General features: G+C 69.3%; 20 protein-coding genes. 2 read left to right on the forward strand and 18 right to left on the reverse strand.

The window, feature by feature from the left end; genetic code table 11:
• Positions 1-4: 4 nt before the first annotated feature.
• The 18 genes from QZ670_RS09295 to QZ670_RS09380 all read right to left on the reverse strand — a co-directional run bounded on the left by QZ670_RS09295 (position 5) and on the right by QZ670_RS09380 (position 20,022).
• Entirely contained in the window at positions 5-1,126 is a 1,122-nt protein-coding gene (locus QZ670_RS09295) for an AAA family ATPase (RefSeq protein ID WP_294254237.1), read from the reverse strand.
• Positions 1,072-1,629 (reverse strand): nicotinamide riboside transporter PnuC, encoded by a 558-nt coding sequence (pnuC, locus tag QZ670_RS09300; RefSeq protein WP_294254240.1) that lies wholly within the window; start codon positions 1,627-1,629, stop codon positions 1,072-1,074. Before pnuC ends, QZ670_RS09295 begins: the two co-directional genes overlap by 55 nt.
• Positions 1,626-2,975, reverse strand: a complete 1,350-nt coding sequence (locus QZ670_RS09305; RefSeq protein ID WP_294254242.1) for an AMP-binding protein — start codon at positions 2,973-2,975, stop codon at positions 1,626-1,628. Before QZ670_RS09305 ends, pnuC begins: the two co-directional genes overlap by 4 nt.
• On the reverse strand, positions 2,972-3,541 hold the full coding sequence (locus tag QZ670_RS09310; protein ID WP_294254246.1) for a hypothetical protein: 570 nt from the start codon (positions 3,539-3,541) through the stop codon (positions 2,972-2,974). Before QZ670_RS09310 ends, QZ670_RS09305 begins: the two co-directional genes overlap by 4 nt.
• A complete protein-coding gene (locus QZ670_RS09315) occupies positions 3,538-4,497 on the reverse strand; it encodes a radical SAM protein (RefSeq protein ID WP_294254248.1) in 960 nt (319 codons plus the stop codon). The genes QZ670_RS09310 and QZ670_RS09315 overlap by 4 nt, the downstream gene beginning before the upstream one ends.
• The gene (locus tag QZ670_RS09320; RefSeq protein WP_294254251.1) at positions 4,494-6,266 is read right to left on the reverse strand and encodes a hypothetical protein; all 1,773 of its coding nucleotides are present in this window, start codon (positions 6,264-6,266) and stop codon (positions 4,494-4,496) included. Before QZ670_RS09320 ends, QZ670_RS09315 begins: the two co-directional genes overlap by 4 nt.
• Positions 6,254-7,189, reverse strand: coding sequence for a hypothetical protein (locus QZ670_RS09325; protein ID WP_294254253.1), 936 nt, complete (start codon positions 7,187-7,189; stop codon positions 6,254-6,256). The genes QZ670_RS09320 and QZ670_RS09325 overlap by 13 nt, the downstream gene beginning before the upstream one ends.
• A complete protein-coding gene (locus QZ670_RS09330) occupies positions 7,186-8,724 on the reverse strand; it encodes an AAA family ATPase (RefSeq protein ID WP_294254257.1) in 1,539 nt (512 codons plus the stop codon). The genes QZ670_RS09325 and QZ670_RS09330 overlap by 4 nt, the downstream gene beginning before the upstream one ends.
• A 113-nt stretch (positions 8,725-8,837) precedes the next feature.
• The gene (speD, locus tag QZ670_RS09335; RefSeq protein WP_294254261.1) at positions 8,838-9,179 is read right to left on the reverse strand and encodes an adenosylmethionine decarboxylase; all 342 of its coding nucleotides are present in this window, start codon (positions 9,177-9,179) and stop codon (positions 8,838-8,840) included.
• Complete coding sequence (locus QZ670_RS09340) at positions 9,176-10,786, reverse strand: FAD-dependent oxidoreductase (RefSeq protein ID WP_294254264.1); 1,611 nt, start codon at positions 10,784-10,786, stop codon at positions 9,176-9,178. Before QZ670_RS09340 ends, speD begins: the two co-directional genes overlap by 4 nt.
• A complete protein-coding gene (locus QZ670_RS09345; protein ID WP_294254266.1) occupies positions 10,776-12,323 on the reverse strand; it encodes a polyamine aminopropyltransferase in 1,548 nt (515 codons plus the stop codon). Before QZ670_RS09345 ends, QZ670_RS09340 begins: the two co-directional genes overlap by 11 nt.
• Positions 12,316-12,528, reverse strand: coding sequence for a DUF350 domain-containing protein (locus QZ670_RS09350; RefSeq protein ID WP_084584334.1), 213 nt, complete (start codon positions 12,526-12,528; stop codon positions 12,316-12,318). The genes QZ670_RS09345 and QZ670_RS09350 overlap by 8 nt, the downstream gene beginning before the upstream one ends.
• 11 nt (positions 12,529-12,539) lie before the next feature.
• Positions 12,540-12,719: a hypothetical protein gene (locus QZ670_RS09355; RefSeq protein ID WP_294254273.1), complete on the reverse strand. Its 180-nt coding sequence runs from the start codon at positions 12,717-12,719 to the stop codon at positions 12,540-12,542.
• Positions 12,719-14,047 (reverse strand): DUF4178 domain-containing protein, encoded by a 1,329-nt coding sequence (locus QZ670_RS09360; RefSeq protein ID WP_294254275.1) that lies wholly within the window; start codon positions 14,045-14,047, stop codon positions 12,719-12,721. Before QZ670_RS09360 ends, QZ670_RS09355 begins: the two co-directional genes overlap by 1 nt.
• Entirely contained in the window at positions 14,037-14,711 is a 675-nt protein-coding gene (locus QZ670_RS09365) for a DUF4178 domain-containing protein (protein WP_294254277.1), read from the reverse strand. Before QZ670_RS09365 ends, QZ670_RS09360 begins: the two co-directional genes overlap by 11 nt.
• A gap of 7 nt (positions 14,712-14,718) precedes the next feature.
• On the reverse strand, positions 14,719-15,528 hold the full coding sequence (locus QZ670_RS09370; protein ID WP_294254280.1) for an SPFH domain-containing protein: 810 nt from the start codon (positions 15,526-15,528) through the stop codon (positions 14,719-14,721).
• Between the two features lie 89 nt (positions 15,529-15,617).
• Positions 15,618-18,758: a CusA/CzcA family heavy metal efflux RND transporter gene (locus QZ670_RS09375; protein ID WP_294254283.1), complete on the reverse strand. Its 3,141-nt coding sequence runs from the start codon at positions 18,756-18,758 to the stop codon at positions 15,618-15,620.
• 10 nt (positions 18,759-18,768) lie between these two features.
• The gene (locus QZ670_RS09380; protein ID WP_294254285.1) at positions 18,769-20,022 is read right to left on the reverse strand and encodes a TolC family protein; all 1,254 of its coding nucleotides are present in this window, start codon (positions 20,020-20,022) and stop codon (positions 18,769-18,771) included.
• Positions 20,023-20,148: 126 nt separating this feature from the next.
• Between QZ670_RS09380 and QZ670_RS09385 the strand changes: the two genes are divergently transcribed.
• A complete protein-coding gene (locus QZ670_RS09385) occupies positions 20,149-20,826 on the forward strand; it encodes a response regulator transcription factor (RefSeq protein ID WP_294254287.1) in 678 nt (225 codons plus the stop codon).
• Positions 20,813-22,168 (forward strand): HAMP domain-containing sensor histidine kinase, encoded by a 1,356-nt coding sequence (locus QZ670_RS09390; protein ID WP_294254290.1) that lies wholly within the window; start codon positions 20,813-20,815, stop codon positions 22,166-22,168. Before QZ670_RS09385 ends, QZ670_RS09390 begins: the two co-directional genes overlap by 14 nt.
• The last annotated feature ends 37 nt before the right edge of the window (positions 22,169-22,205 follow it).

Genomic DNA, 22,205 nt, shown 5'->3' on the forward strand with positions numbered 1-22,205 from the left:
ATCTTCAGGACGCCTGCGAAGGATCGGAGGGCGCCGCCTCGCTGTGTCGCTCGCGATCGAGATCGGCAAGATGGCACGCGGCGGTCTCGACGCGCGCCGGCAAGGCCCCGCGCATCACCCGATAGGCTGTGCCGGCGCGAGCCAGTCGATCCCGATACCAGGAATCCTGGCGATCCCGGAACGCCTCGTCCTGCCGGGTGCCGTCCTGGACAAAGGGAAAATCGCCCGCACACAGCAGCGTCGCATCATAGGGGCGCCCGGCCAACTTCCGCAGTTCGGGATCCACGCGGACGAACATCGCTTCGCAGTAGAACATCGTGACCAGCGGACTGGTGTCGCAGACCAACCAGCGCCTTGCGCCATCGCGTGCCGCGTCCTCACGCGCAATCTGTTCGCGGGCAATGGCGAGCAGGTCGACGAAGTCGAGATTGCCGCCGCGCAGTTCCCAAAGCTCGCGGCCATATTCCGGGACCCAGCATGTTCCCAGACGCTCGGCCAGAGCTGCCGCGAGCGTCGACTTGCCGGTCGACTCGCCGCCGAGCAGCACCACGCGGCGAATGAGGTCCCGACGGACGACGGGCGACAGAAAGTCGGCGTGCAGCCCGGGATCGGCACGCAGCCTCGTGCCGGAGATCGGCACGCGCGCACGCGGACGATCGAACAGCACATGCGCCACGGGATGATCGAAATGCCGCGCAAGCGAGGCGGCGAAGCCGTCGCCATAGGCTTCGCTGGTGAACACGCGGTCTACCGTGTGGCCGAGCATCCTTCGGCATACCCAGGCGACAAAGCTGCGATGCGCTTCGTCGGGGGCATCGTTGTCGGGGAGATTGCGCGGCGGCTCGCCGGTGCGGGCCTCGAACGCCGCCAGCGCTGCGTCGTCGAGCACCAGCCGCACCGCATCCGGAAAGAGTGCCGCGAGCCAGGCCGCGCGCCGCTCTGGCGGGCAGCCGGGAAGCTCCGGCTTGGAGTAGCTCAGGATCACGAGCCGATCGCACTGCGCCCGCGCGAAGGCGATCAGCGCTTCGTGCCCCTTGTGCAGCGGCGCGAACTTGCCGACGACGAGCCCGGTCAGCATGCCGAAGCCTCCCGGTGCCAGCGCCACCAGCCATACCAGGCATTGCACCAATAGGCAGCGTAGAGGAACCCGGTCAGCGTCAACCCCCGCGAGAGATAGAGTGGTACCGCAATCGTGTTGACCGCGATCCAAACCGGCCAGGTCTCGACTTGGCGGCGGACGAGCAGCAGTTGGCCGAACAGGCTGAGCGTGAGTACGAAGGAGTCGATGAACGGCGCATAGGCATCGGTAAAGTGGTGCAGCAGCGCGCCATAACCGAGGGCCACGCCGACGCTCACCGCGCCGAGCAGTGCCAGCCCGCGGGGCGGCGCACGGGTGACGGGCGCGGGTTCACCGCCCTTCCCCAACGCCCACCATCGCCAGCCGGCCACGCTGGTGGCGATGAAGGCGAGCTGCAACGTGACGTCGGCGTAGAGCCGCGTTTCGGCAAACAGCCAGGCGAACAGCGCGCAGCCGAGGATGCCGGTCCACCAGGTGTGGACCGAATTACGCCCCGCCAGCACGATCGAGGCGGTGGCAAACCCGTTGGCGCCGATTTCGAGAGCGGTCATTCCGCGGTACTGCCCCTCAGGTCGGACGTATATTGCAGCACCTTGTCCTCGCTCTCGATGGGGCCAATCCGCACGGGAACGTCCCCCAGCACGCGCCGCAGGGCGGCCAGCGCCGACGGGGCGTCGTCGAGCGCTCCGTGCGACAGCAGCAGCACGCACGCGCCTTCGGCGGTCTGGTGCAGCGCGAACTGCGCGGCGGAAAGCCCGGCGAGCGCGTGGCTGATGTCGACATTGTTGACCCAGCTGCCCTGCGCCGTCCGGAAGCGGACCGGGCGACGGCCGCTGAAATCGACGAGCATCGGCGTGTCGCCCGCCATCGCCAGCCGCGCCGTGTCGCCGGTACGGTAGCGCACGAGCGGCAGGCAGAAGTTGAACCCGCCGGTGACGCACACCTCGCCGAGCTCCCCCGGCGGCAGCGCACGACCGGCAGCGTCGACGATCTCGACATAGAGATTGGGCTGGAGCAGCACGCGGCCGCCTGCCGCGCGATCGGCAACCGCGATCGGGCCGACCTCGTTCATCGAATAAAGATCGAGCACCGGGCAGCCGAACCGCGCCTCCAGTCGATCGCGCAAACCATCGCTAAGCATCATCGCCACCGACAGCAGCGCGCGCGGCCGGATCCGCACCGGCAAGGCGAGCAGGCTGGCGAAGGAGATCGGGTCCCCGGCGATCACTTCCGCATCCATAGCATCGAGATAGCGCGCACGATCGGCCGGGTCGCGCCAGTCATCCGGGTGCAGATTGATCTTCGCGAGACCCGCCTCCCCCATGGTCGGCGTGACGGAGACATAGGTGAAGCATCGCCGCTGATGCCCCAGCAACACGACGCCGACATCGCCCGGCCCGGCGCGCAGCGTGATGCCGAACCGCGCCAGGGCGCGCTTGTGAAAGGCGAGGTAGCGCGCGGCGACCACGGGGTGCGAGGCGATCAGCAGCGGATGTCCGGTGGTGCCGGTCGTGCGGAAGTTGATCAGGCGGTCGACGGGCACGTCGTCGGGTACGAACGCGGCGATGTCGCGCGCGAGATCGGCGCGTGCCGTGGTCGGCACCTCGGCAAAATCGGCAGGCGCGAGCCCACGCGCACGGAAATGCGGCACCCGGGCATAGATTTGCGCGAGATAGGGCGCGATCCAGGCGGGCGGCGTTCCCGGCCGCCACCCGATCGGCGCGCTTAGCGTCTCCGCCTCGAACGCTGCCAGGCCCGGCAGGTCCGTAGCGCGCAGGCGATTGCCGCTGCGATTGCGATAGAGGGGCGCCGCCGGATGCTCGGTCATCCGGGTCAGTATCGCACGGCCCGCATCGCTCAGCGTCGGGTAGCGATCGGCGTCGGTCGGCTCGGTCATTCGCGAGTATATTTGTCGGCCGATTCCTCGGCCGCCTTGCGGATCAGCGCCTCGCGGACCGCGCGGGCCCGCTCCTCGGCCGCCTGCGCAGCGCGCAGCAGCCGGCGACGCTCGACGATGCTGACCGCGGACAGCCGATCGGCTGCCTGCGCCGCGCTTTCCCCCGCCGGCACCAGCCCGAGCGCCGCGATCAGCGTGCGGGCCAGCTCCTCACGCCGCTCGACATCGACAACGAACTGGTCGGCGCGGCCCGAGCCGGCGAGCTCGCCGACGCGGTCGCCGAGCAGCGCGGCAAGCGTGGGGCGGTCGGGCGCCGCCGCCGCCACCCAATCGTCGGCGAGCAGCCACACCACCACCGCGATCAGCTGCAGCCGGTTGCGATCGCGTAGCGCGAGCGGGAGGATATCGCCCGCCTCGGGCCCATGACCGCGCAGGTGCAACAGGTCCGCCACCAGGGCCGCCGTCACCACCGTACCGTCGGCGCCGATGCGCGGTTCGCCGAGGAAATCCTCGGGCGTCTCCGCGAGCCGGCGCAGGACGTGTTCCAGAGGAGGACCTTGGGTCATGCGCAGAACTTCGCGAAATTTTGGGTCGAAGGACAATCGTCACAGGTTGCCAGTCGCCGCGACGCGCGAGCGGCAGCGAAGCGCGCGGGCAGCGCGTCGAGATCGCCGATGGTGCGGAGCGCGGCAAGCGGCACGCCATAGGCCGCGCCGCTGAAGCTGCACGGCGCTGCGACGCCATGTTCGTCGATGAACAGGAAGTCGCTGCCGGGGCCGCAATCCTCCACCGCCAGCGGATCGCCCGCAGCGCTGGCGCGCAGCCGCTCGAGATAGCGCGCATCGCCGCAAAGGGTGACGCCGCGCGCCGCCAGCCGCTCGCGCAGCGCGGGCAGCTGGAACGCCAGCAGCGCCACGTCGGTGGGCCGCAGCCGTTGCGCCGGGAAAAATTCGGGACGGTCACGCCCGCCGAGCTGGTTGAACGTGATCTCGTCCATGCCCCAGTCGGCTAGCGTCTCGCAAAGCGCTGCGAAATGCTCGATCGTCTCGCGCATCAGGACGATGTTCGCGCGCAGCTTGAGCGCCGCGGTGCCGCGCGCAGCGGCCAGCGCGCGCACGCCTTCCCGCACCGCCTCCCAGGCCCCTGCCCGGCCGCGCAGACGATCGTGCACCGGCTCCGGGCCGTCGATGCTGACGGTCAGCTCGGCGAAATCGGCAAGGATCGCAGTGCGCACCTCCGGCCGGTGCAGCATACTGCCATTGGTCGTGGCGCTGATGGCCATCCCCTCGCCGGCGAGTGCGGCGGAGACGTCCCACACCGATGGCCACAGCAACGGCTCCCCGCCCAGCCAGCTTAGCAGTACCGGCCGGGCACGCGCCCGCGACCATTCCGCCAGCAGGCGTCCGAAGCGCAGCACCTCCGCCCTGTCGGCCGCACCCCGGGCGATGGGGAGCCGCCGGTCATAGGCGCAGAAGCCGCACGCATAGTTGCACCGGGTCGAGACGCGCCACAGCACGATCATGCCGTGCGTGCCTGTGCCTGGCTGCCATAGCGGCGGCGGCTGAACGCCTGCGCGAAGGCGACGAGATCCGACAGCTCGGCAATCGCGTGGATGTCCCAGCCCTGTTCGCGCGCATGGTCCAGCGGCTGGCCGTCGTTCCCGTCGGATCGGAACCAGGAGCCGAGGTTGAGTGCCATCGTCCCGCCGGCACGGCCCTTGGCCAGCGCCATGGCGGAGACGTCCCAGCCGCTGTTGCCGCACTCGTCCTGGTCGAACATCGTGGTGATGCCGTCGTCGGAGATCATCAGGATGTGCACCGGGCGGTCGCGCGGGGTCCGCGGAGCGAAGGTGTCGCGCAGTTGGTGGATCGGGAACGCGGTCGCGCCGCCATAATAGCCGACCAGGATATCGAGGATGGCAGTCTCGTCGCGAACGAAGCCGGACGTCGACATCCATTGCTGCTTGCCGCTCCACAACGTCGCCTGCACGCGCGCACCGGCCTTGAGGGCGGAGAGCGCGATCACCGCACCGGCAAGCGTCAGGTAGGAGGTGAAGCGGCGGGGATCGGGCATCGACCCCGAGCTGTCGACATAGAGATCGAGATCGATCGGCTCCGGCTTGCGCGCCGCTCCGGGCTCGTGCCCGTAGACGCGGCGCACGGTCGTAACGCCGGGGATCACCACGGGCGACTGCGCCACGGTTTGAAGCCAGTCGATCTCGTCGAGCGAGTCGCCGAGCGCCCAGGGCTCGACGCCTTCGAGCTGCGGCTCTTCGGAAACGGGCGTAGGCTGCACGGGGAACGGCACGAGCAGCGGCAATGCCCGCTCGCGATAATAACGGATCGCGATCTCCTCGTCGCTGAGCGTCAGCCCGGCGGCGCGGAGGATCTCGCCATAGTCGAACGGCTCGCGCGTCTGGCCGGCACCTGGGCGACCCGGGACAGCCGCGGGCGGTTCCGGCCGCGCAGCGCCCTCCGCCTCTTCGCCGGTGATCCGCGGATCATGCGCCGGATGGAGGATGCCCTCGGCCTCTTCGGCCTCCACCGTCTGCGCGCCGCTGGGCGCCGCCCCCGCCGCGGCATCGCGCGTATCGTGCAGCCGGCGCAGCGCCTTGTCCTGCTCGGCATCCTCAGCGAGATAGGGCAGCACCAGCGTGGCGAAACGCCCGGCCGCATGCAGCCAGTTGCGCGCATAGACCCGGATCAGCCGCGCGCCGAGCCAGGCATCCCCTTCCATCGCCGGATCGCCCGCAGGGCCGCCGAGGCTGCCCTTTTCCAGGCCCCACAGGCTCTCGTAGATCCCCATGTACAGCGCCCATAGCCGGCTGCGCGGCCCCGGCTCCCGGTCGTTCATCCGGGCGTAGACCCCGGCGATGTCGAGCCCGGCCTGGCGCTGGAGCCGATCATTGATCAGCAGGTCCGTATAGAGATTGGCGACCATCGGCGCATGCCGCTCCAGCGTCGGCAATGCAGCGCGCAGCCGCGCGATCAGCCGGTAGCTGTCGGTGGCGGTAGCGGGCGCAAGCACGTGATGGCCGATCTCGTGCGCCAGGATGACCACGGCATGGTCGTCGAGATCGACCCGGGCGATCGCCTCCAGGTCGATCACCACGCTCTTGTCGACCAGCCGGATCATCGCGAAGGCGCTCTGCAGGCCTTCGTCGGCCGCGGCGACGCTGCTTGCGCACAGGCGCGGATCGTGGAGACGGGTGAAGCGGCTCCAGGCGGCGAGCGCCTCGGGCCAGGCCGCCTGCCACAGGGCGACGCGCTCGGCGGAGGTCAGCCGGTCCATGGCTGGATCTCGACGAAATGGCTGCGCGGCGAGGCGAAGGCGATCGTGTCCGCGGTGGTGACGGCACGCAGATCGTCCGCCGGCAGGCCGGGATGGGTGCGGGGTGCGGGCACGGCCGGGCGGGCGGCGTCGAATTCGGCGGCGTTCGCCGGGTGCAGCGTCGCGCCCCAGGCATCGGCGACGAGCAGACCGATGCGCTCGCCGGCGCGGACGAACACGCCCGCCGTGCCCGCACGAAGCTCGGGCGGCACGGCGAAGGGACCACCGAACCCGGTGAAGCCGCCGAAGCGCGTTCCCGTCGCCCTGCCCTCGGGCGTCCACCAACGATCGGCGGCCAGCGCCGCGCGGCTTTCCGCCCAGCTGCCATGGGCGCCGATCGCGGCAAGTGCCGTCGCTTCGGGCAACTGGTCGGCGGCTGCAAGCGCCCCTTCCCGATAATGCGCCATGCCGGCGCGCCATGCGACGACCTGCCCAACCGCGGCGAGCGTGTCCGCCTCCGCCAGCGGCGCAAGCTCGGCCATCCGCGCCATCCATTCGTCGACGCGCGCGCCGGACGTCGACGCCAGCTTGAGCGCGGCGTTGGTGAGCATCGCCAGCACCGGCTCCGGCCGCTCGGTCACTACCCGCGCCAGCGGCACCGCCACGTCGCGCCAGACCCGATCGACCAGCTTCCGGCGCTCGATCGACAAGGCGTGATCGACCAGCGTGACGGTCAGGGCAAAGCCCGCGTCCACCACCGTTGCGGTGCGATCGGGCGCGATCGCCTCCACCGCTTGCGCCAGCGGATCGAGGCGGGTCGCCACCGCGTCGGCCAGCGCCTCGACATCGAACCCGCTGCGCGCCCGCCGCGCCGCCGCGACGCGCGCGTTGAGCTGCGGGCGCGCCGCCGCGAGTTCGCGGACGAGCACCGCCGAAAGCGTCATCGTCCGCCGCCGAGCCAGGCCAGATAGTTAGTGTAGCGCTGGTGGAGATATTTGAGGTGGAGCAGCTCGTCGTGCAGCGGGCCGTAGAGCTTGCGCCCCTGCACGCGCTCGGCCACCAGCCGTTCGATCCGCGTCAGCCGCGCCCGCACTTCGCGCGCGGTGAGGCCGTCGAGGCCTTGCGCGAACTGCTCGGCCAGCGCCCGCACCGGATCGTCCCGATCGAGATCGAGGCGGTCATATTCCTCGCACGACAGATCGAACAGCTGCCGCAGCCAGGCAATTGGGTCGGTGCGATAGGCCGCATTTTCGGGCAGGGCGAAGAAGGGCGCGTCGGGATCGGGGTGCAGCTTGTCACGCAGCACGAAGGGCAGCACCTGGCGCACATCGTCGAGCGACACCGCGTCGCTGCCGTGGAAGAACGCCATCGCCTTGGCGAAGCCGATCAGCGTCATCAGGTTGCGCACCGACAGGCCGTTGGTCGTCTGCGTGCCGATGTCCTTCAGCCGATCCCGCCCGCCATCGGCGGCGGTGACCTGGACCCAGTCGACCCCGGAAAGCCGCGCGGTATCCTTGCTCATATGCTCGAAGATGGCACCCGCGGGCTCCATCAGCTCGAACTGGCTGGCGAAGAATTCGATGCGGCGGCGGACCTCCGGCGGCAGCGGTACCGCCCGCACCGCCGCGACGAGCTGATCGACCTCGTCCTCGTCGAAGACGATCTCCTTCGGGACGACGTCCTCGGGGCGGACATTCTCCTCGATGCGCAGGATCAGATCGTCGAGGAAGCGCGGGTTGAACGACAGCGCCTGAACGACGACGTCGACACGGTCGCGCAGCGCCTCGATCACTTGATAGGTCCCGCCGCCGGCGTCGTCGTTGGCGGTGAGGTACCAGGCCGCCGGCGGGCATTCGTAGATCTGCCCAAGCACTTCGGCATAATTGTCGCCCATCACCGTGAGCAGCGCGCTCTGCGTGCGGGTGGGAATGCGGTTATACTCGTCGACGATCTTGACGCGCATGCCCAGCCAGGGCCGCCAGGCGATGCGGATCGCCTCGACGCTCTGCGCCGCGACGAGGTCGGCGGGCAGCGGGTTGCCGAGCAGATCGGCGATCGTCATCTGCGGGTGGCCGTGCTGCATCGCGCGGCGCACCTCGCGCACCGGATAGCCGGCGAGCACGCCCATCAGCAGCGCGCTCGAGGTCTTGCCGCGCCCCGGGCCGCCGACGAACAGGCACTTCGAGCGCGTCGCGAAGGCAAGCAGCGGCAGGAGCACATAGCTCGAATAGCTCTGCGCCGACGGTAGGGTGAGCAGCCGCCGGCTGTCGCCGACGCGGAATTCGGGCGACGGGCCGTTCTGATATTCGATGTCGTAATGCGGGCTGATGATCGCGGTGTTGACGATCCAGAAATAGGCCTGGCGCAGCTTCTCGTCGAGCCGCACCGCGTCGGGCTCCGTCGTCGCGGCAGCGGCCAAGGGCCCCTGGTAAAGATCGGCGACATCGAAATTCCGGGCTACAGGCGCCGATCTCGGCACGGTCGGAGCAACGGATACGCGTTGGAAGAACGGAAATCGGGCCACGCAGCAACCGTATCCAGTGTTGGCAGGCCTGCCAAGGCTTCAGGGTTTTTGCGTGCGATGCGTGTTGCTTAGCGCTGGAAGCTCCGCTCCATCACGGTGGATCGCACGACCCTGGCATCCAGCCGCCGCACGATCGCATCGAGCCCGGCCTGCAGGTCATGCGCCGCCGCGCACAGGAAGATGTCCACGCAGGCGGTGCCATATTCGGGCCAGGTGTGGATCGAAATGTGCGATTCCGCCAGCAGCGCCACCCCGGTGACGCCCTGCCCCACCCCGAAGCTGTGCAGTCGCACTTCCAGGAGCGTGGCGCCCGTCGCCGCCGCCGCCGCGACCAGACAGGCTTCGATCTGCGCCGCATCGGCGAGCTGCGTCGCATCGGCGAGATCGGCGATGAGGTGATGGCCGATCACAACAGGCTCTCATGGGGATGTCCAAGCAGCGCCATCGCCTGCTCGGCCGCGGCCACGCCCTGATACTGGGCTTCCTCGAAGAGCGAGAGGCCGCTCAGGTCGGAATGGGCGAGGAACAGCGGTGGCTTGGGCCTCGCCGTACCGCCGCGCGCGAGGAAGCCGGGGGTCGGCCGGATCATCGCATGTCCCCAGCGCCAGAGGTCGATGCGCAGGATCGCCTCCTCCAGATCGGGGTGCATCGCCAGCAGATCGTCGCGCACCATCTTCTTCCATTCTTCGGCCGGCCGCTCCAGCAGCAGGCGCCGCGCCACCGGCGGCGGCATGTCCGACAGCGGCAGATACCAGGTGAGCACCGACGCGGTGGGGTGCGCCTCCGGCGCCTGGTGGGTGGCGACGACATAGCCGAGCGACTCGCTGGTGCTCGATACATTGTCCCAGGCGAGCGGCACCCCGCGTCCGCCGGGCAGCCGATCGACGGTGACGTTCGCGATCAGCCAGGGCGCGTAGCTGAACGCCTTGTCCGGCGCCACGGCGGGACAGACCCGCGCGGCAACGAAGTGGGGCATGGCGAGGATCGCGGCGCGGGCGCGCGTCCGCACCGTCGCGTTCGCGGCGACGTCGAAGCTGTCGACCAGCACGGCTTGCCCGTCCTGCGCGACATGGTGGACGATATGCCCGTTTGCGATCCGATCGGGGAAGAAGCCCGCCATACCGCGCGCCAGCCGGGCATTGCCCTCGGGCCAGGTCAGTTCATTGTCGCCCGCGCCGTCGACCGTCCAGCCGCGCCGACCGGCGAAATAATGCACGCCCGCCCAGGCGGAGACCTCGTGCGGCTCGGTGCCGTAATCGTCCCGCATCGCGTAGCGGACATGGGCGCGCAGCACCGGCGAATGCCATCCCTGTCGATCCAGCCAGCGCGCGAAATCCACGGCGTCCAGCGCGATCAGGTCGGGATCGCCCGAGCTATAGGCCCGGGGCACCGCGAAGGCCGGCTTGCCGTCGTTGCCGATCCGCGCCGAATAGCCGGCCATCGCCTTCTCGAAGGCCGCGAGGTCGGCGCGGTCCTGGGACGTGAGGCCGGTGCGCGGCACCAGCCCTTCCTGCCAGCGTCCCTGCCAGAACAGCCGCTCCTGCAGATCGGCGCAGAGCTGCTCGGGATCGTAGACCGGCACGCCGTCGCGCTCGCCGACGAGGATGCCCAGCTGACCGAGCAGATGCCGCACCGCCTTCGCCTCACGATTGGGCACCGGCAGGTAATGTGCGCCCAGCGGATAGGCCGACACCGCATTGCGGCCGCCCCTGGCATTGCCGCCGACCGCATCCTCCAGTTCCAGGAGGCGAAAGCGGGTGAACCCCGCATCGTGCAGGCGCCAACCGGCCGACAGCCCCGCGATGCCGCCCCCGGCGATCACCAGATCGACCTCCTCGAACCGGCTGGGTGCCGGAAAGCCGCCGTCGCGCAGACGATGCCCGCGCGCGAGATCGGCGCCGCCCAAAGCGCCGGGCGGCAGCGGCGCCCCGCGTTCCAGCGCCGCCGCCAGTCCGCCGCCGGCGAGGGCGACCGCCCCTGCCCCCAGCCCCAGCACCCTCCGCCGGTCAGCCTTCATAGCGGCTCCAGGCATCGGCGAACTCGCGGACGAGCACCTGGTTGTCGAGCCGGTTCACCGGGGTCGGGCGGCGTGCCATGTCGGGCGGGAAGTCGAACAACGCGGCGTCGCCGGCGGGCGTCAGGAACCGCCCGCCGGCGGGAATGCGCGCGCGATCCGGGATCGGGTGCGCGGCAGCAAGCATGAAGCCCCATTCGCCGAAGCTGGGGACATAGACATGATAGCCGCGCGTCTGCAGCCCGGCTGCCTCCAGCGTCGTCGCCACGGTCCAATAGGCCATCGGCGCGACCAGCGGCGAGGTGCTCTGCACCACCATCGCGCCGGTGGGCGCCATCAGCCGGCGCACCGCGCGGTAGAAGGTCTCGGTATAGAGTTTGCCGACCGAGTAATCGACCGGATCGGGGAAATCGACGATGATCGCGTCGAACGATCCCGCCCGTGTCGCCGCCGCCTCGCGCGCCCATCGAAAGCCGTCGGCGTTGATCACGGTCATCCGGCGATCGGTCAGCGCGCCCTTGTTGAGCGCGGTCAGCATCGAGGTCTTGGAAAACAGGCCGGTCATCTCGTCGTCGAGATCGACCAGCGTAAGATGCTGCACTTCAGGGTGCCGCAGCACCTCGCGCGCGGCGAGTCCGTCCCCGCCGCCCAGGATCAGCACGTTGCGCGGGTTCGCCACCCGTCCCAACACGGGCTGCACCAGCGCCTCGTGATAGCGGTACTCGTCGCGCGAGGAGAATTGCAGGTTGCCGTTGAGATAGAGCCGCAGATCGTCCCCGCGGCGGGTAAGCACGATCCGCTGGTACTTGGTGCTGACCGCGTAGATCACCGGCTCGCCGTAGCTCGCCACTTCGGCCCAGCGCTGCAGCCGGTCCGACGCGACGAAGCCCGCGGCGAGCGCCAGCAGCACGATCACGGCGGACACGGTTTCGCTGCGATACCGGCTCGCCCGCGGCAGCGCGAGCAGCACCGCCAGCGCCACCCCGGCGTTGAGGATGCCGAACAGGAAGCCGGTGCGGATCATGCCAAGGTGCGGCATCAGCAGCAGCGGGAACAGCAGGCTGGCGACCAGCGCCCCGACATAGTCGAAGGTCAGCACGTTCGACACGGTCTCGCGGAAATCAAAGCCGCGGAGGATGCGGATCAGCAGCGGGATCTCGAGCCCGACGAGGAAGCCGATTCCGAGCACCAGCCCGTACAGCGCCACCCGAAAATGCTCGACCAGCGGGAACAGCACGAACAGCGCCGCGGCCGAGGCGCCGCCCAGCACCGCGATCAGCAGCTCGACGCGGATGAACAGGCGCAGTTCGTCGCGGGTCACATAGCGCGAGCACCAGCTGCCCAGCCCCATCGCGAATAGATAGGTGCCGATCACGGTCGAGAACTGGGTGACGCTGTCGCCGAGGAGATAGCTGGCCAGCGTGCTGGCGAGCAGTTCGTAGATCAGCCCGCAGGTGGAAACGACGAACGCAGACGCAAGCAGCGCGGCGGCGGGTGCCGACGCGCGGGATCTGGGATGCGCAGGATCGCCTTCAGCCATGAATGGCGGCGGCAACGATGATGGCGAGCCCGATTGCGACCGCGCCGGAGAAGATCGCAACGGCGACATTCTGCTTGTCGCGGATCTCCTCCCACAGCTTCCCCGGGGTCAGCAGGTCGAGCACGACAAAGCCGACCACGAAGACGAGGATGCCGACCACGGCATAGAGCAGCGTCGCGAGCAGCGCCGGAAGGGTAGTGACCATGATGCGTCCTCCTACTTGTGATGCGGTCCGTAGAACACGGCATGGCCCCCGCCATGGTCGCCGCTGCTATAGGCGGCGCTATCGGTGCGGCCACCCTCGGCGAACGGCGACCAACCATAGCTCGTCGCGGCAAGGAATAGGCCGACGATGCCGATCGACCAGAACGCGTAGAGAATGCTGCGCCTATTCATCAGTCGTCACTCCCCTCGCTGGGTTTCGGCCGGAAATCGCTTTCGCCCTTGCGCGCCTTCTCGAAGCGGAGGTGGAGCAGCAGACCGATGATCCAAGGCAAGGCGGCCATCAGCATCGCGAGGAAGACATTGGAGCCGTAGAGCGTTCCGCTTCCGACCTCGACGACGATCTGCGGCGCGTTGGTCGGCTCCATCCAGCCGCCCTCGGGGTAGAAGGTGCCGTTCTCGCTCCAGCGATTGCCCTTGTAATCGACAACGAGATCATAATCCCCGGCCGGCACCGCGGCGATCGACACGTCGGAGTCGCGCGACCCCTCGGTCCAGGGACCATCCGAGTCCCTGCCTTCGTAACGCTCCGCGGCACCCGAGGCCGCGAAGACCTGCTGCGTCCGCCGGTCGACCAGGCTATAGTCGAGGTCGACCCAGCCATTCTCCAGCCGCGGCACGGTGGTGCGGACCTGCACCCGCTGATACCTGCCGCTCAAATGAATGGGCCCGATCGTTGCGTTCTGCTCGCGTCCGTCCACCGCTACCGGCAGCGACTGCGAGGTAATCCAGCGCGTCCCGCCAAGCACGATCGACAAGGCCAGGAGGAACACCAGCGCCATCCCGCCGATCATCGCACCTTCGCTCAGCCACGTGCCCCAGGGCGACGGCTGGTGCGGCAGCGGCGGCCAGACCTTGCCTGCGGGGGCCACGCCGAAGGCCCGAACCATCACCCGGTCCGGCACCCACTGGTTGAGCGTCCAGCTCTCCTCGCGGTCGCTCGTCTCGCGCGACAGCATGAAGCCGGGGCGAACCCAGTCGCCGGTCTTGACCGTCTCGCCCACCGCCACGCGCCAGTAGAATTCGCCGACGACGCGATCGACGGTCGCAGTCCCGGCGAAGAAGCGCGTATAGGCGGCACCGCCCAGCGTGTAGCTACTGAACGTCTGCCAGATCGGAACGCGGGTGAGCATGGTGCCGAAGCTCCAGCCGCCGCGCGCGTTCACCAGCCAGCGATAGCCGTGATAGGGATTGAACAGCAGATATTCGTCCCAGCGGTAATAGTCCTGCGAGCGCTGGAGATAACCGATCGCCTCCCACTCCACGCCGAACAGCGTGCCGCGCCTGCCGAGCGGGATGTCCGGCGGCACCTGCGCGGCATGCGCCTGGGTGACCAGCTTCACCAGCCCATCGGTCGTGTCGAGGATCGAGCCGCAATATTGACAGCCGACGTGCACGGTATGGCCGGCCGCGCGCAGCTCGACCGTGCCGCCGCAATTCGGGCAGGACAGCGCGCGCACCGCCGGTGCGGGCGGCGGGGCAAGCGGCGCTTCAGGCTGCATAATCGGGCAGCGCCCATCCTTCGATCGCGCGCAGGCCGCGCGGCGCGAGTTCGGCGAGCGCCACATAGCGGCCCTGGTAGAAGCTCGTCGTGGCGCCGTCGCGCTGCAGGCTGACGCATTCGCCGTCGGACCCGCGCAGATCGACATTGTAGACCTGCCAGCCGCTCGGCGCGACGAAGGGGAGTTCGCCCTCGGCACTGATGCACAGCGCCCGGCGGGCGTCGGTAATGACGAGCTTGCTGCCGGCAATCTCCACCTTCTGGCCGATCTGGGCCTCTCCGCCCTTCGCCACCGCCCGTAGCGTCTGCGATCGTACCTCGCCAAAGGGGCGTTCGCGCAGCAGCATGAACTGCCCCATCGCCTCGCCCAGCCACGCGGTGCCGCCGTCCTCGAACAGCAGCAGCCATTCGTTCCATGCACCGTCTGTCCAGCTCCAGCGCACCCGGCCGATTACCTCGAACGGCTGCCCCTTGTCGCTGCCGCGCATGCCGATCTGCACCGGGCTGACGTCGAACTGCAGCGCAGCGGCGACGCCGAATTGGGCAAGGCCGGCATCGCTGCGCACCAGCATGCTATGGCAGCTGTCGCACACCCGGCTGGGCAGCGCCGGCGAGCGGAACACGACGTCCGCACCGCAATTCGGGCAAGGCAGATGCAGGCTCATCGCCGGGTCAGCGGATGCGGCCGAGCAGTTCGGCCTTCTTGGCGTCGAACTCCTCCTGGGTGATGGCGCCGATCGTGAGGAGCCGATGGAGCTTCTCGATCTGCGCACCGGCGTCGCCGGGTGCGCTGGCCTGATCGACCGCGGCCTGCACCGCCTCCGGCAGCGACAGGCTCTCGATGAAGAAGCTGGTGCAGGCCAGGCCCCATTGGGCGAAGGCAGGGTCTACCGCCGCCTTGAGCCGCTCGGACAAGGCCGCCTGATTGCCCGCGAGATCGACGAAGGCAACCTCTCCCGAACCGATCGCGGAGGCGATGGCGGTGGCGATCGCGGCGCGCAGCTGCGGCTCGATATCGGCGATGGTCACGCGCTGGAGCGACCCCATCAGCTTCACCGCGAAGGCGGGAATTTGCTCGATGCGGAAGCTGTAGCTGCCGAAGGCGCGCACCCGTACCGGCCCGAACTCGGGATCACGCACGGTGATCGGCTGCGCGGTGCCCCATTTGAGCGCCGCCTGTTCCTTCTGGCTGAAGAACACCACGTCGGCCTTGAACGGCGATGCAAACCCCTTGTCCCAGTTGAGCAGCGCGCTGAGCACCGGCAGGTTGCCGGTCTCCAGCGTGTACAGTCCGGGGTGGAAGGCATCGGCGAGCTGGCCCTCGCGATAGAACAGCGCGATCTGCCCGTCGCGCACCGTCAGTTGCGCGCCGTTCTGGATCTCGCGCCCCTGCATCGGGTGCCGCGCAGCCAGCGTCCCGGGCTCGTCGACCCAGTCGATCACGTCGATGAACTGCTTGGACAGAAACCCGAACAGGCCCATGCACTGCCTCCCCCAGTGGCAATGCTATAGGCGAAGGTTGCGGGACGACACAAGAAAGTCGCCCGCGACTGCCCACTGGCGGGCGACGCTCAACCGCGCCGCAACAACCAGCGATACAGGCTCGGCAGCAGCACCAGCGTGAGCAGCGTCGAGGTAACGATGCCGCCGATCACCACCGTGGCGAGCGGACGCTGCACCTCGGCGCCCGCGCCGCTGGCGATCGCCATCGGCAGGAACCCGATCGAGGCGACCAAGGCGGTCGAGAGCACCGGCCGCAGCCGGTCGCGCGCGCCCTGCCGCACCGCATCGTGGATCGGCAGCGCCTCGCCCTCGCGTCCGTCGCGCAAGCCGTTGATATGATCGATCAGCACCAGTCCGTTGAGCATCGCGATACCCGACAGCGCGATGAATCCGATCGCGGCGGTGATCGAGAAGGGCATGCCGCGCAGCCACAGCGCCAGCACGCCGCCGGTGATCGCAAACGGGATGCCGGTATAGACGATCGCGGCCTCGCGCAGGCTGCCGAGGGCGGCATAGACGAGCGCGAAGATCAGCAAGAGCGCGAGCGGCACCACGATCGCCAGCCGCCGCTGCGCCGCCTCCAGCTGATGATATTGCCCGCCGAACTCGATGCGATAGCCGGGCGGAAGCTTGACCTGCCGATGGAGCGCAGCCCGCGCCTTGTCGACATAGCCGGCCAGGTCGCTGGTCGACAGGTTGACCATCAGCGCGGCCCGGCGATTGCCGTTGTCGTGCAGGATCGGCTCGATCATCCGCGTTTCCCGCAGCTGCGCGACGCGCGACAGCGGCACCATGCCGTACTGGCCGACGCGCAAGGGCAGCGCGAGGATCGCCTGAGGATTGGCGCGGAGTCCCTCGGCCATGCGGATCACGATCGCGTGGCGCGCAGCATTGTGCGGGATGAAGCCGACCTCGGCACCCGCCACCGCATCGCCGATCGCCCGGTTCACTTCCTGCGTGCCGATCCCCAGCCGCAGCAGCGCGGCATGATCGAGCTCGACCACGATCGTCTTGGGGCGGCCCGAGGTCTCGAAGGCGACGCCCTCCGTCCCGGGCTGCTTCTCCAGGATGGCCTTGGCCTGGGATGCGGCGCGTTCGAGCACGTCATAGTCGTCGCCGTAGATCTTCACCGCGACGTCGGCGCGGACGCCCTCCAGCATCTCGTTGAACCGCATCTCGATCGGCTGCGCGAACTCGAAATGCTGGTTGGCATAGACCTGGCGGGCGACCTTCTCGATGCCGGCGATCAGTTCGGCCTTGGTGCGCGGCATGCCCTCGCCCTTGGGCCAGGTCTTCTCGGGGGCGTAGAAGAGGTAGAGGTCGTTCTGTTCGGGCGGCATCGGATCGGTCGCCACCTCGCTGGTGCCGATGCGCGAGAAGCTATGCGTGACTTGCGGGAATGCCTTGCGGATCGCGATCTCCGTCGCCTGCTCGATGGCGAGGCTGCGCTCGAGCGACATGCCGACCGGACGATAGACCATCGCGGTGATCGCACCTTCGTCAAGCTGCGGCGTGAATTGCGAACCGAGCGTCCGGAAGGTCAGGAAGGTCGCGCCCAGCAGCGCCGCCGCGCCGATCACCAGCACCAGCGGATGCGCAAGCGCTGCGGAGAGCACCGGGGCATAGACTCGGTTGGCGAGGCCGATCAGACCCTTTTCCTCGCCCGGTGCGGCGTGGCTGGCGGGCGCGCGGAGCAGCCAGGCGGACAGCATCGGCACGATGGTGAAGGTCCAGGCGAGCCCGGCGACGATCGCCAGCATCACCGCCTGCGCCATCGGCTGGAACAGCTTGCCCTCCACCCCGCCGAGGCTCAGCACCGGCACATAGACCAGCGCGATGATCGCAATGCCGAAGAAGGTCGGTCGCGCAACGCTCCGCGCCGCCTCGCCGACGATCGCGCGGCGTTCCTCGACGTCGAGGTCCGCGCCCTTTTCCTGCCGCCGCACGTCAAGCAGCCGCAGCGCATTCTCGACAACCACGATCGCGCCGTCGACGATCAGCCCGAAGTCGAGCGCGCCGAGGCTCATCAGATTGCCCGACACGCCGATGGCATGCATGCCGGTGACGGTGACCAAAAAGGCCAGCGGGATGACGAGCGCGACAATCAGCGCCGCGCGCCAATTGCCCATCACCACCAGCAGCACCAGCGCCACCAGCAGCGCGCCTTCGCCGAGGTTGCGCTCCACCGTCGCGATGGTTCGGTCGACCAGATCGGCGCGGCTATATTGCCGGTCGATCGCCATGCCCTTGGGCAGTGCGTCCTGGATGGCGGGCAACGCGCCTTCGATCCGCAGCGCCACCTGCCGGCTGTTCTGGCCGACCAGCATCATCGCGGTGCCGAGCACCGTCTCGCGCCCGTTCTGCGTCGCCGCGCCCTGGCGCGGGCCATGGCTGGTGACGACGTTGGCGAGGTCGCGCACCTGGAGCGGCAACACGCCCGCGGCGAACTTGACTGGGATCGCGCCGATCTCCTCGGCCGTCATCACCCGCGCATCGGTGCGTACGGCAAAGCGCTCGGCGCCCCGCGCGACGATGCCGCCGCCGGCATTCTCGACATTGGCCGCCACCGCCTGCGCCAGTTCCGCGGCAGTGACGCCGTGCGCGGTCAGCTTGGCCGGATCGGGCTGGACAACATATTGCTCCTCCAGGCCGCCGTTCGAATTGACGTCCGCGACGCCGGGCACGGCACGCAGCATCGGCCGCACGGTATATTCCTGCGCCTCGTACAGCTCCATCAGCTGGCGCTCGGCCGACATGCCCGGCGGCGGCCGGCGCCATTCGAGCGTGTAATAGTAGATCTCGCCCAGCCCGGTGGTGATCGGGGCCAGTTGCGGCGTGGTGCCGGCAGGCAGCTGGTCGCGCACCGCGTTCAGCCGCTCGGTGACGAGCTGCCGCGCCTTGAGCTGGTCGGTGCCGTCCTTGTAGAGCAGGGTTACCTGGCTCAGCCCGGTCTTGGTTAGCGAGCGGGTCTGGTCGAGCCCGGGCTGGCCGCCCATTGCCCGTTCGATCGGCAGCGTCACCAGCCGCTCGATCTCCTCCGGTGCGAGCGCGGCCACGGGGGTGTTGATCTGCACCTGCACGCCGGTGATGTCCGGGATCGCATCGATCTGCAGGCTGAAATAGGACCAGAACCCCATCGCCGCGACGATCGCGCTGACCGCCGCGACGGCGAGCCGGTGATGGGTGACCCAGTGGAGCCAGCGGTGCATGGCTGCGACCTCAGCGCGCCAGCGGGTTGCCGCCGTTCAAGGCGCGCAACTGGAGCAGCGCCTCGATCGCGTCGCGCCTGGTGTCGAGGATCGCGCCGGTCGCCTCCAGATAAGCCTGCTGCATCTGGGTGTAGGTGGTCAGCGGAACGGCTCCCAATCGAAAGTTGCGGTCGGCCTCCGCCGCGGCGGCAGCGAAGCGCTGGGCCGAGGCACTGTCCCATTTTGCCAGCGCCTCTCGCTTGGCCTGATATTGTGCGGCCAGATCGAACACCTCGCGCAGGATGCGGCGCTCAGCGGCGACGAGCGTTGCGTTCGCCTGCGCCTGCCGCCCCTGCTCTGCCGCGACGTCGCCCGCCTGCCGGTTCCACAAGGGAAGGCTGGTGGTGAGGCGCACGCCGACGTTGGTCTCGCGAATGTCCGAACGCGCTCGATCGTAATAGGGGCCGACGCTGACCACCGGAATTCGCGCCTTTCGAGCGAGATCTACCCGCAGCCCCTGCTGCTCGAACTGCGCGCGCAGCGCCTGCAGCTCGAAATTGTTGGCGCTGGCCCTGGCGGCGAGCGTCGCATCGGGCGGCAGATCGGGCAGCCCCATGTCCGGCCGGACGATGCGAACGCGCGCGGCGAAGGGCGCGCCGCGCAGCTGGTTGAGCTCGTACAGGATGGAGTTGGCCTCGGCATCTGCCGCCGCGGCGCTGCGCTCAGCGCTGATCGCGCTCGCCTGGAGCGCAGTCGCCTCCAGCTGGGGCGATGGGCCGGCGGGGTCGCGCGCGACGATTACCTGTGCCAGCGTCCGCATCCGGTTCGCGACCGACCGCGCCGCCGCAGCCTTCTCGTCTGCCGCGAACAGCCGGTAGCCGAGCGACCGCGCCCGCCCAGCCAGCGTCGCGTCGAACTGCTGCAGGCCGATCCGGGCAAGCGCCACCTGCCGGTCGGCAATCGCCCGGCGCAACGCGATCCGCCCGCCGAACTCGATCGGCTGGGTGATCGAGACAGCATAGGTCATGCCCTCGCCATTCAGCGCGCCGGTGTTGACGTCGGTGGCGCGGCGCTGGCCGAACTCGACGGTCGCCTCGGGATCGGCCCAGCGACCGGCGGCCTCGCGCTCCACCCCGGCGGTCTCGATCTGGCGCTTGTAGAATTGCCGCTCGGGATTATTGGTCACGACATCCTGCGCCAGCGCGTCGAGCGACAGCGCCGGTCCGCTTTGCGCCAGCGCCGGCACCGCCAGGCACAGTCCCCAGGCAGTCGCCAACACCCGCATCTTCGGTCTCCGATCCATCGGGGCTGCCCCTATCGGCGCCGCGCCGCCGGCGTCGACTAAAACCGCGTTCAGACTCTGAAGCGCAATTCAGTTGACCGCGCGCGCGCCGCGCGAAACACCGCGGGCGTGACGCAGATCCTCCTCCTCGAAGACGATTCCGGCACCGCCGACGAGATCCGGCTGGAACTCACCGCCGCGGGCCATGGCGTCCTGCACCGCGCGACGCTGGCGGCGGCCGCCGAAGCCGCGCGCGGCGGCGGTATCGATCTGCTGATCGTCGATCGCCAGCTGCCGGATGGGGAAGGGCTGGACCTGATCGCCGCACTCCGCGCCGACGGCTTCCGGACCCCCGCGCTGGTGCTGAGCGCGCTCGGCAGCCTCGACGATCGTGTGCGGGGGCTGCGCGCGGGGGGCGACGATTATCTGCCCAAGCCCTTCGCGCTGGTCGAGCTGCTCGCCCGCGTCGAGGCGCTGCTCCGCCGCCCCGACGAACGCCGCGACACCCGGCTGATCGTCGGACCGCTGGATCTCGATCTGCTCGACGGCAAGGCCAGTCGCGCCGGCCGCCCGCTTGACCTGCTGCCGCGCGAGCTCAAGCTGCTAGACTATCTGGTGCGGCGCCCCGGCCGGATCGTCACCCGCTCGATGCTGCTCCAGGACGTGTGGGGTTACAGCTTCGAGCCGAACAGCAATGTCGTCGACGTCCATATCGGCCGCCTGCGCCGCAAGGTGGACGGCGAAGGCGAAGTGCAGCTGATCCGCAACGTGCGCGGGCAAGGCTATGTCTTCGATGTTCCGGCCTGATCCGCGCACCCGCGCGACGTGGCGCTGGGGCGGCGCGCTGGCTGCGATCCTGATCCTCCAGTCGCTGGTGCTCGCGGGCATCTTCTGGGTGACTGCGACCAGCAATCATCGCCGCGCAATCGAGCATGTCCTGCTCGACGATTGCAGCTTCTTCGCGCTGACCCCGCCGGCCGAGCGCGCCGAGGAACTGCGCGAACGGCTGGCGCGCGACATCCACCGCGAGCGCTTCCTTGCGCTGTTCGATGCAAACGGGCGGCGCATCGCCGGTAATGTCGCCAAGCTTCCGGTGCCACCGCGCGATGCGGGCCCCTCGTTCGTGGCGCCGGTCGCCCCCACCGAGTTGCCCGGCAAGACCAGCGACGTTGCCCGCCTGGCGTTGTGCCCCCTGTCGGACGGGACCAGCCTGCTCGCGGGCATGGACCTGGACGATACCGAGGAAGCGCTGCGGCTTACTTGGCAGTCGCTGCTGTTCGGGCTGCTGCCGGGGCTCGTCCTCGCGCTGGGGGTGGGACTCGTTGCCGGTCGGCGTGCGGCGCGGCAGGTGGATGCGGTGCGGCTCCTCACCGAACGGATCGTCGCCGGGGACCTCGCCCAGCGCCTGCCGGTGGCGGCGCGGCCGGACAGCTTCGGGCTGCTCTGTGCCCATGTCAACACGATGCTCGACCGGTTGCAGATCCTCGTTGCCGAGGTGCGCGGCATCGGCGACGACATCGCCCATCAGCTCCGTACCCCCCTCACCCGCCTCCGCGCGGGGCTGGAGCGGGGTTTGCGCGAGGCGGACGACCGGGCCGGCTTCGAGGCGGTGATCGACCGCGGCCTGGCCGAGATCGACGGCCTGCTCGGCATCATCGCCGCGCTGTTGCGCCTGCGCGAGTTGGAGGATGGCGAGCGCCGCAGCCGTTTCACCGCGGTCGATCTCGGGCGGCTGGCGGAGGACGCCTGCGATCTGCACCGCCCCCTGGCAGAAGATCGCGGGATCCGGCTCCGCTGCGATGTCGTGCGCGTGCCCTCCATCGACGGGGACGCGAGCCTGCTGATGGAGGCCGTCGCCAATCTGATCGACAATGCCATGAAATTCGGCCCCGCCGGGGGCACCGTGACGGTACGCGTGGCCGCAGAAGACGGGCTGCCGCTGATAACCGTCGTCGATCAGGGCAGCGGCGTGCCGGCCGCCGAGCGGTCGCTGGTGACGCAGCGCTTCTACCGCGGCCGGCGGGACGGCACGGGGGCGGGCCTAGGACTGGCACTCGTCAAAGGCATCGTCGACCTGCACGGCTTCCGCCTGCATTTCGCGGGCGAAGGCAGCGCCGTGACGATCCGCTGCGGTCGGGCGACGACCTAGAGACGAAGTTTTCCCGGCTGACCGCCGTGCCCGAACT

The sequence above is a fragment of the uncultured Sphingomonas sp. genome, from assembly GCF_913774285.1.
Classification (GTDB): Bacteria; Pseudomonadota; Alphaproteobacteria; order Sphingomonadales; family Sphingomonadaceae; genus Sphingomonas.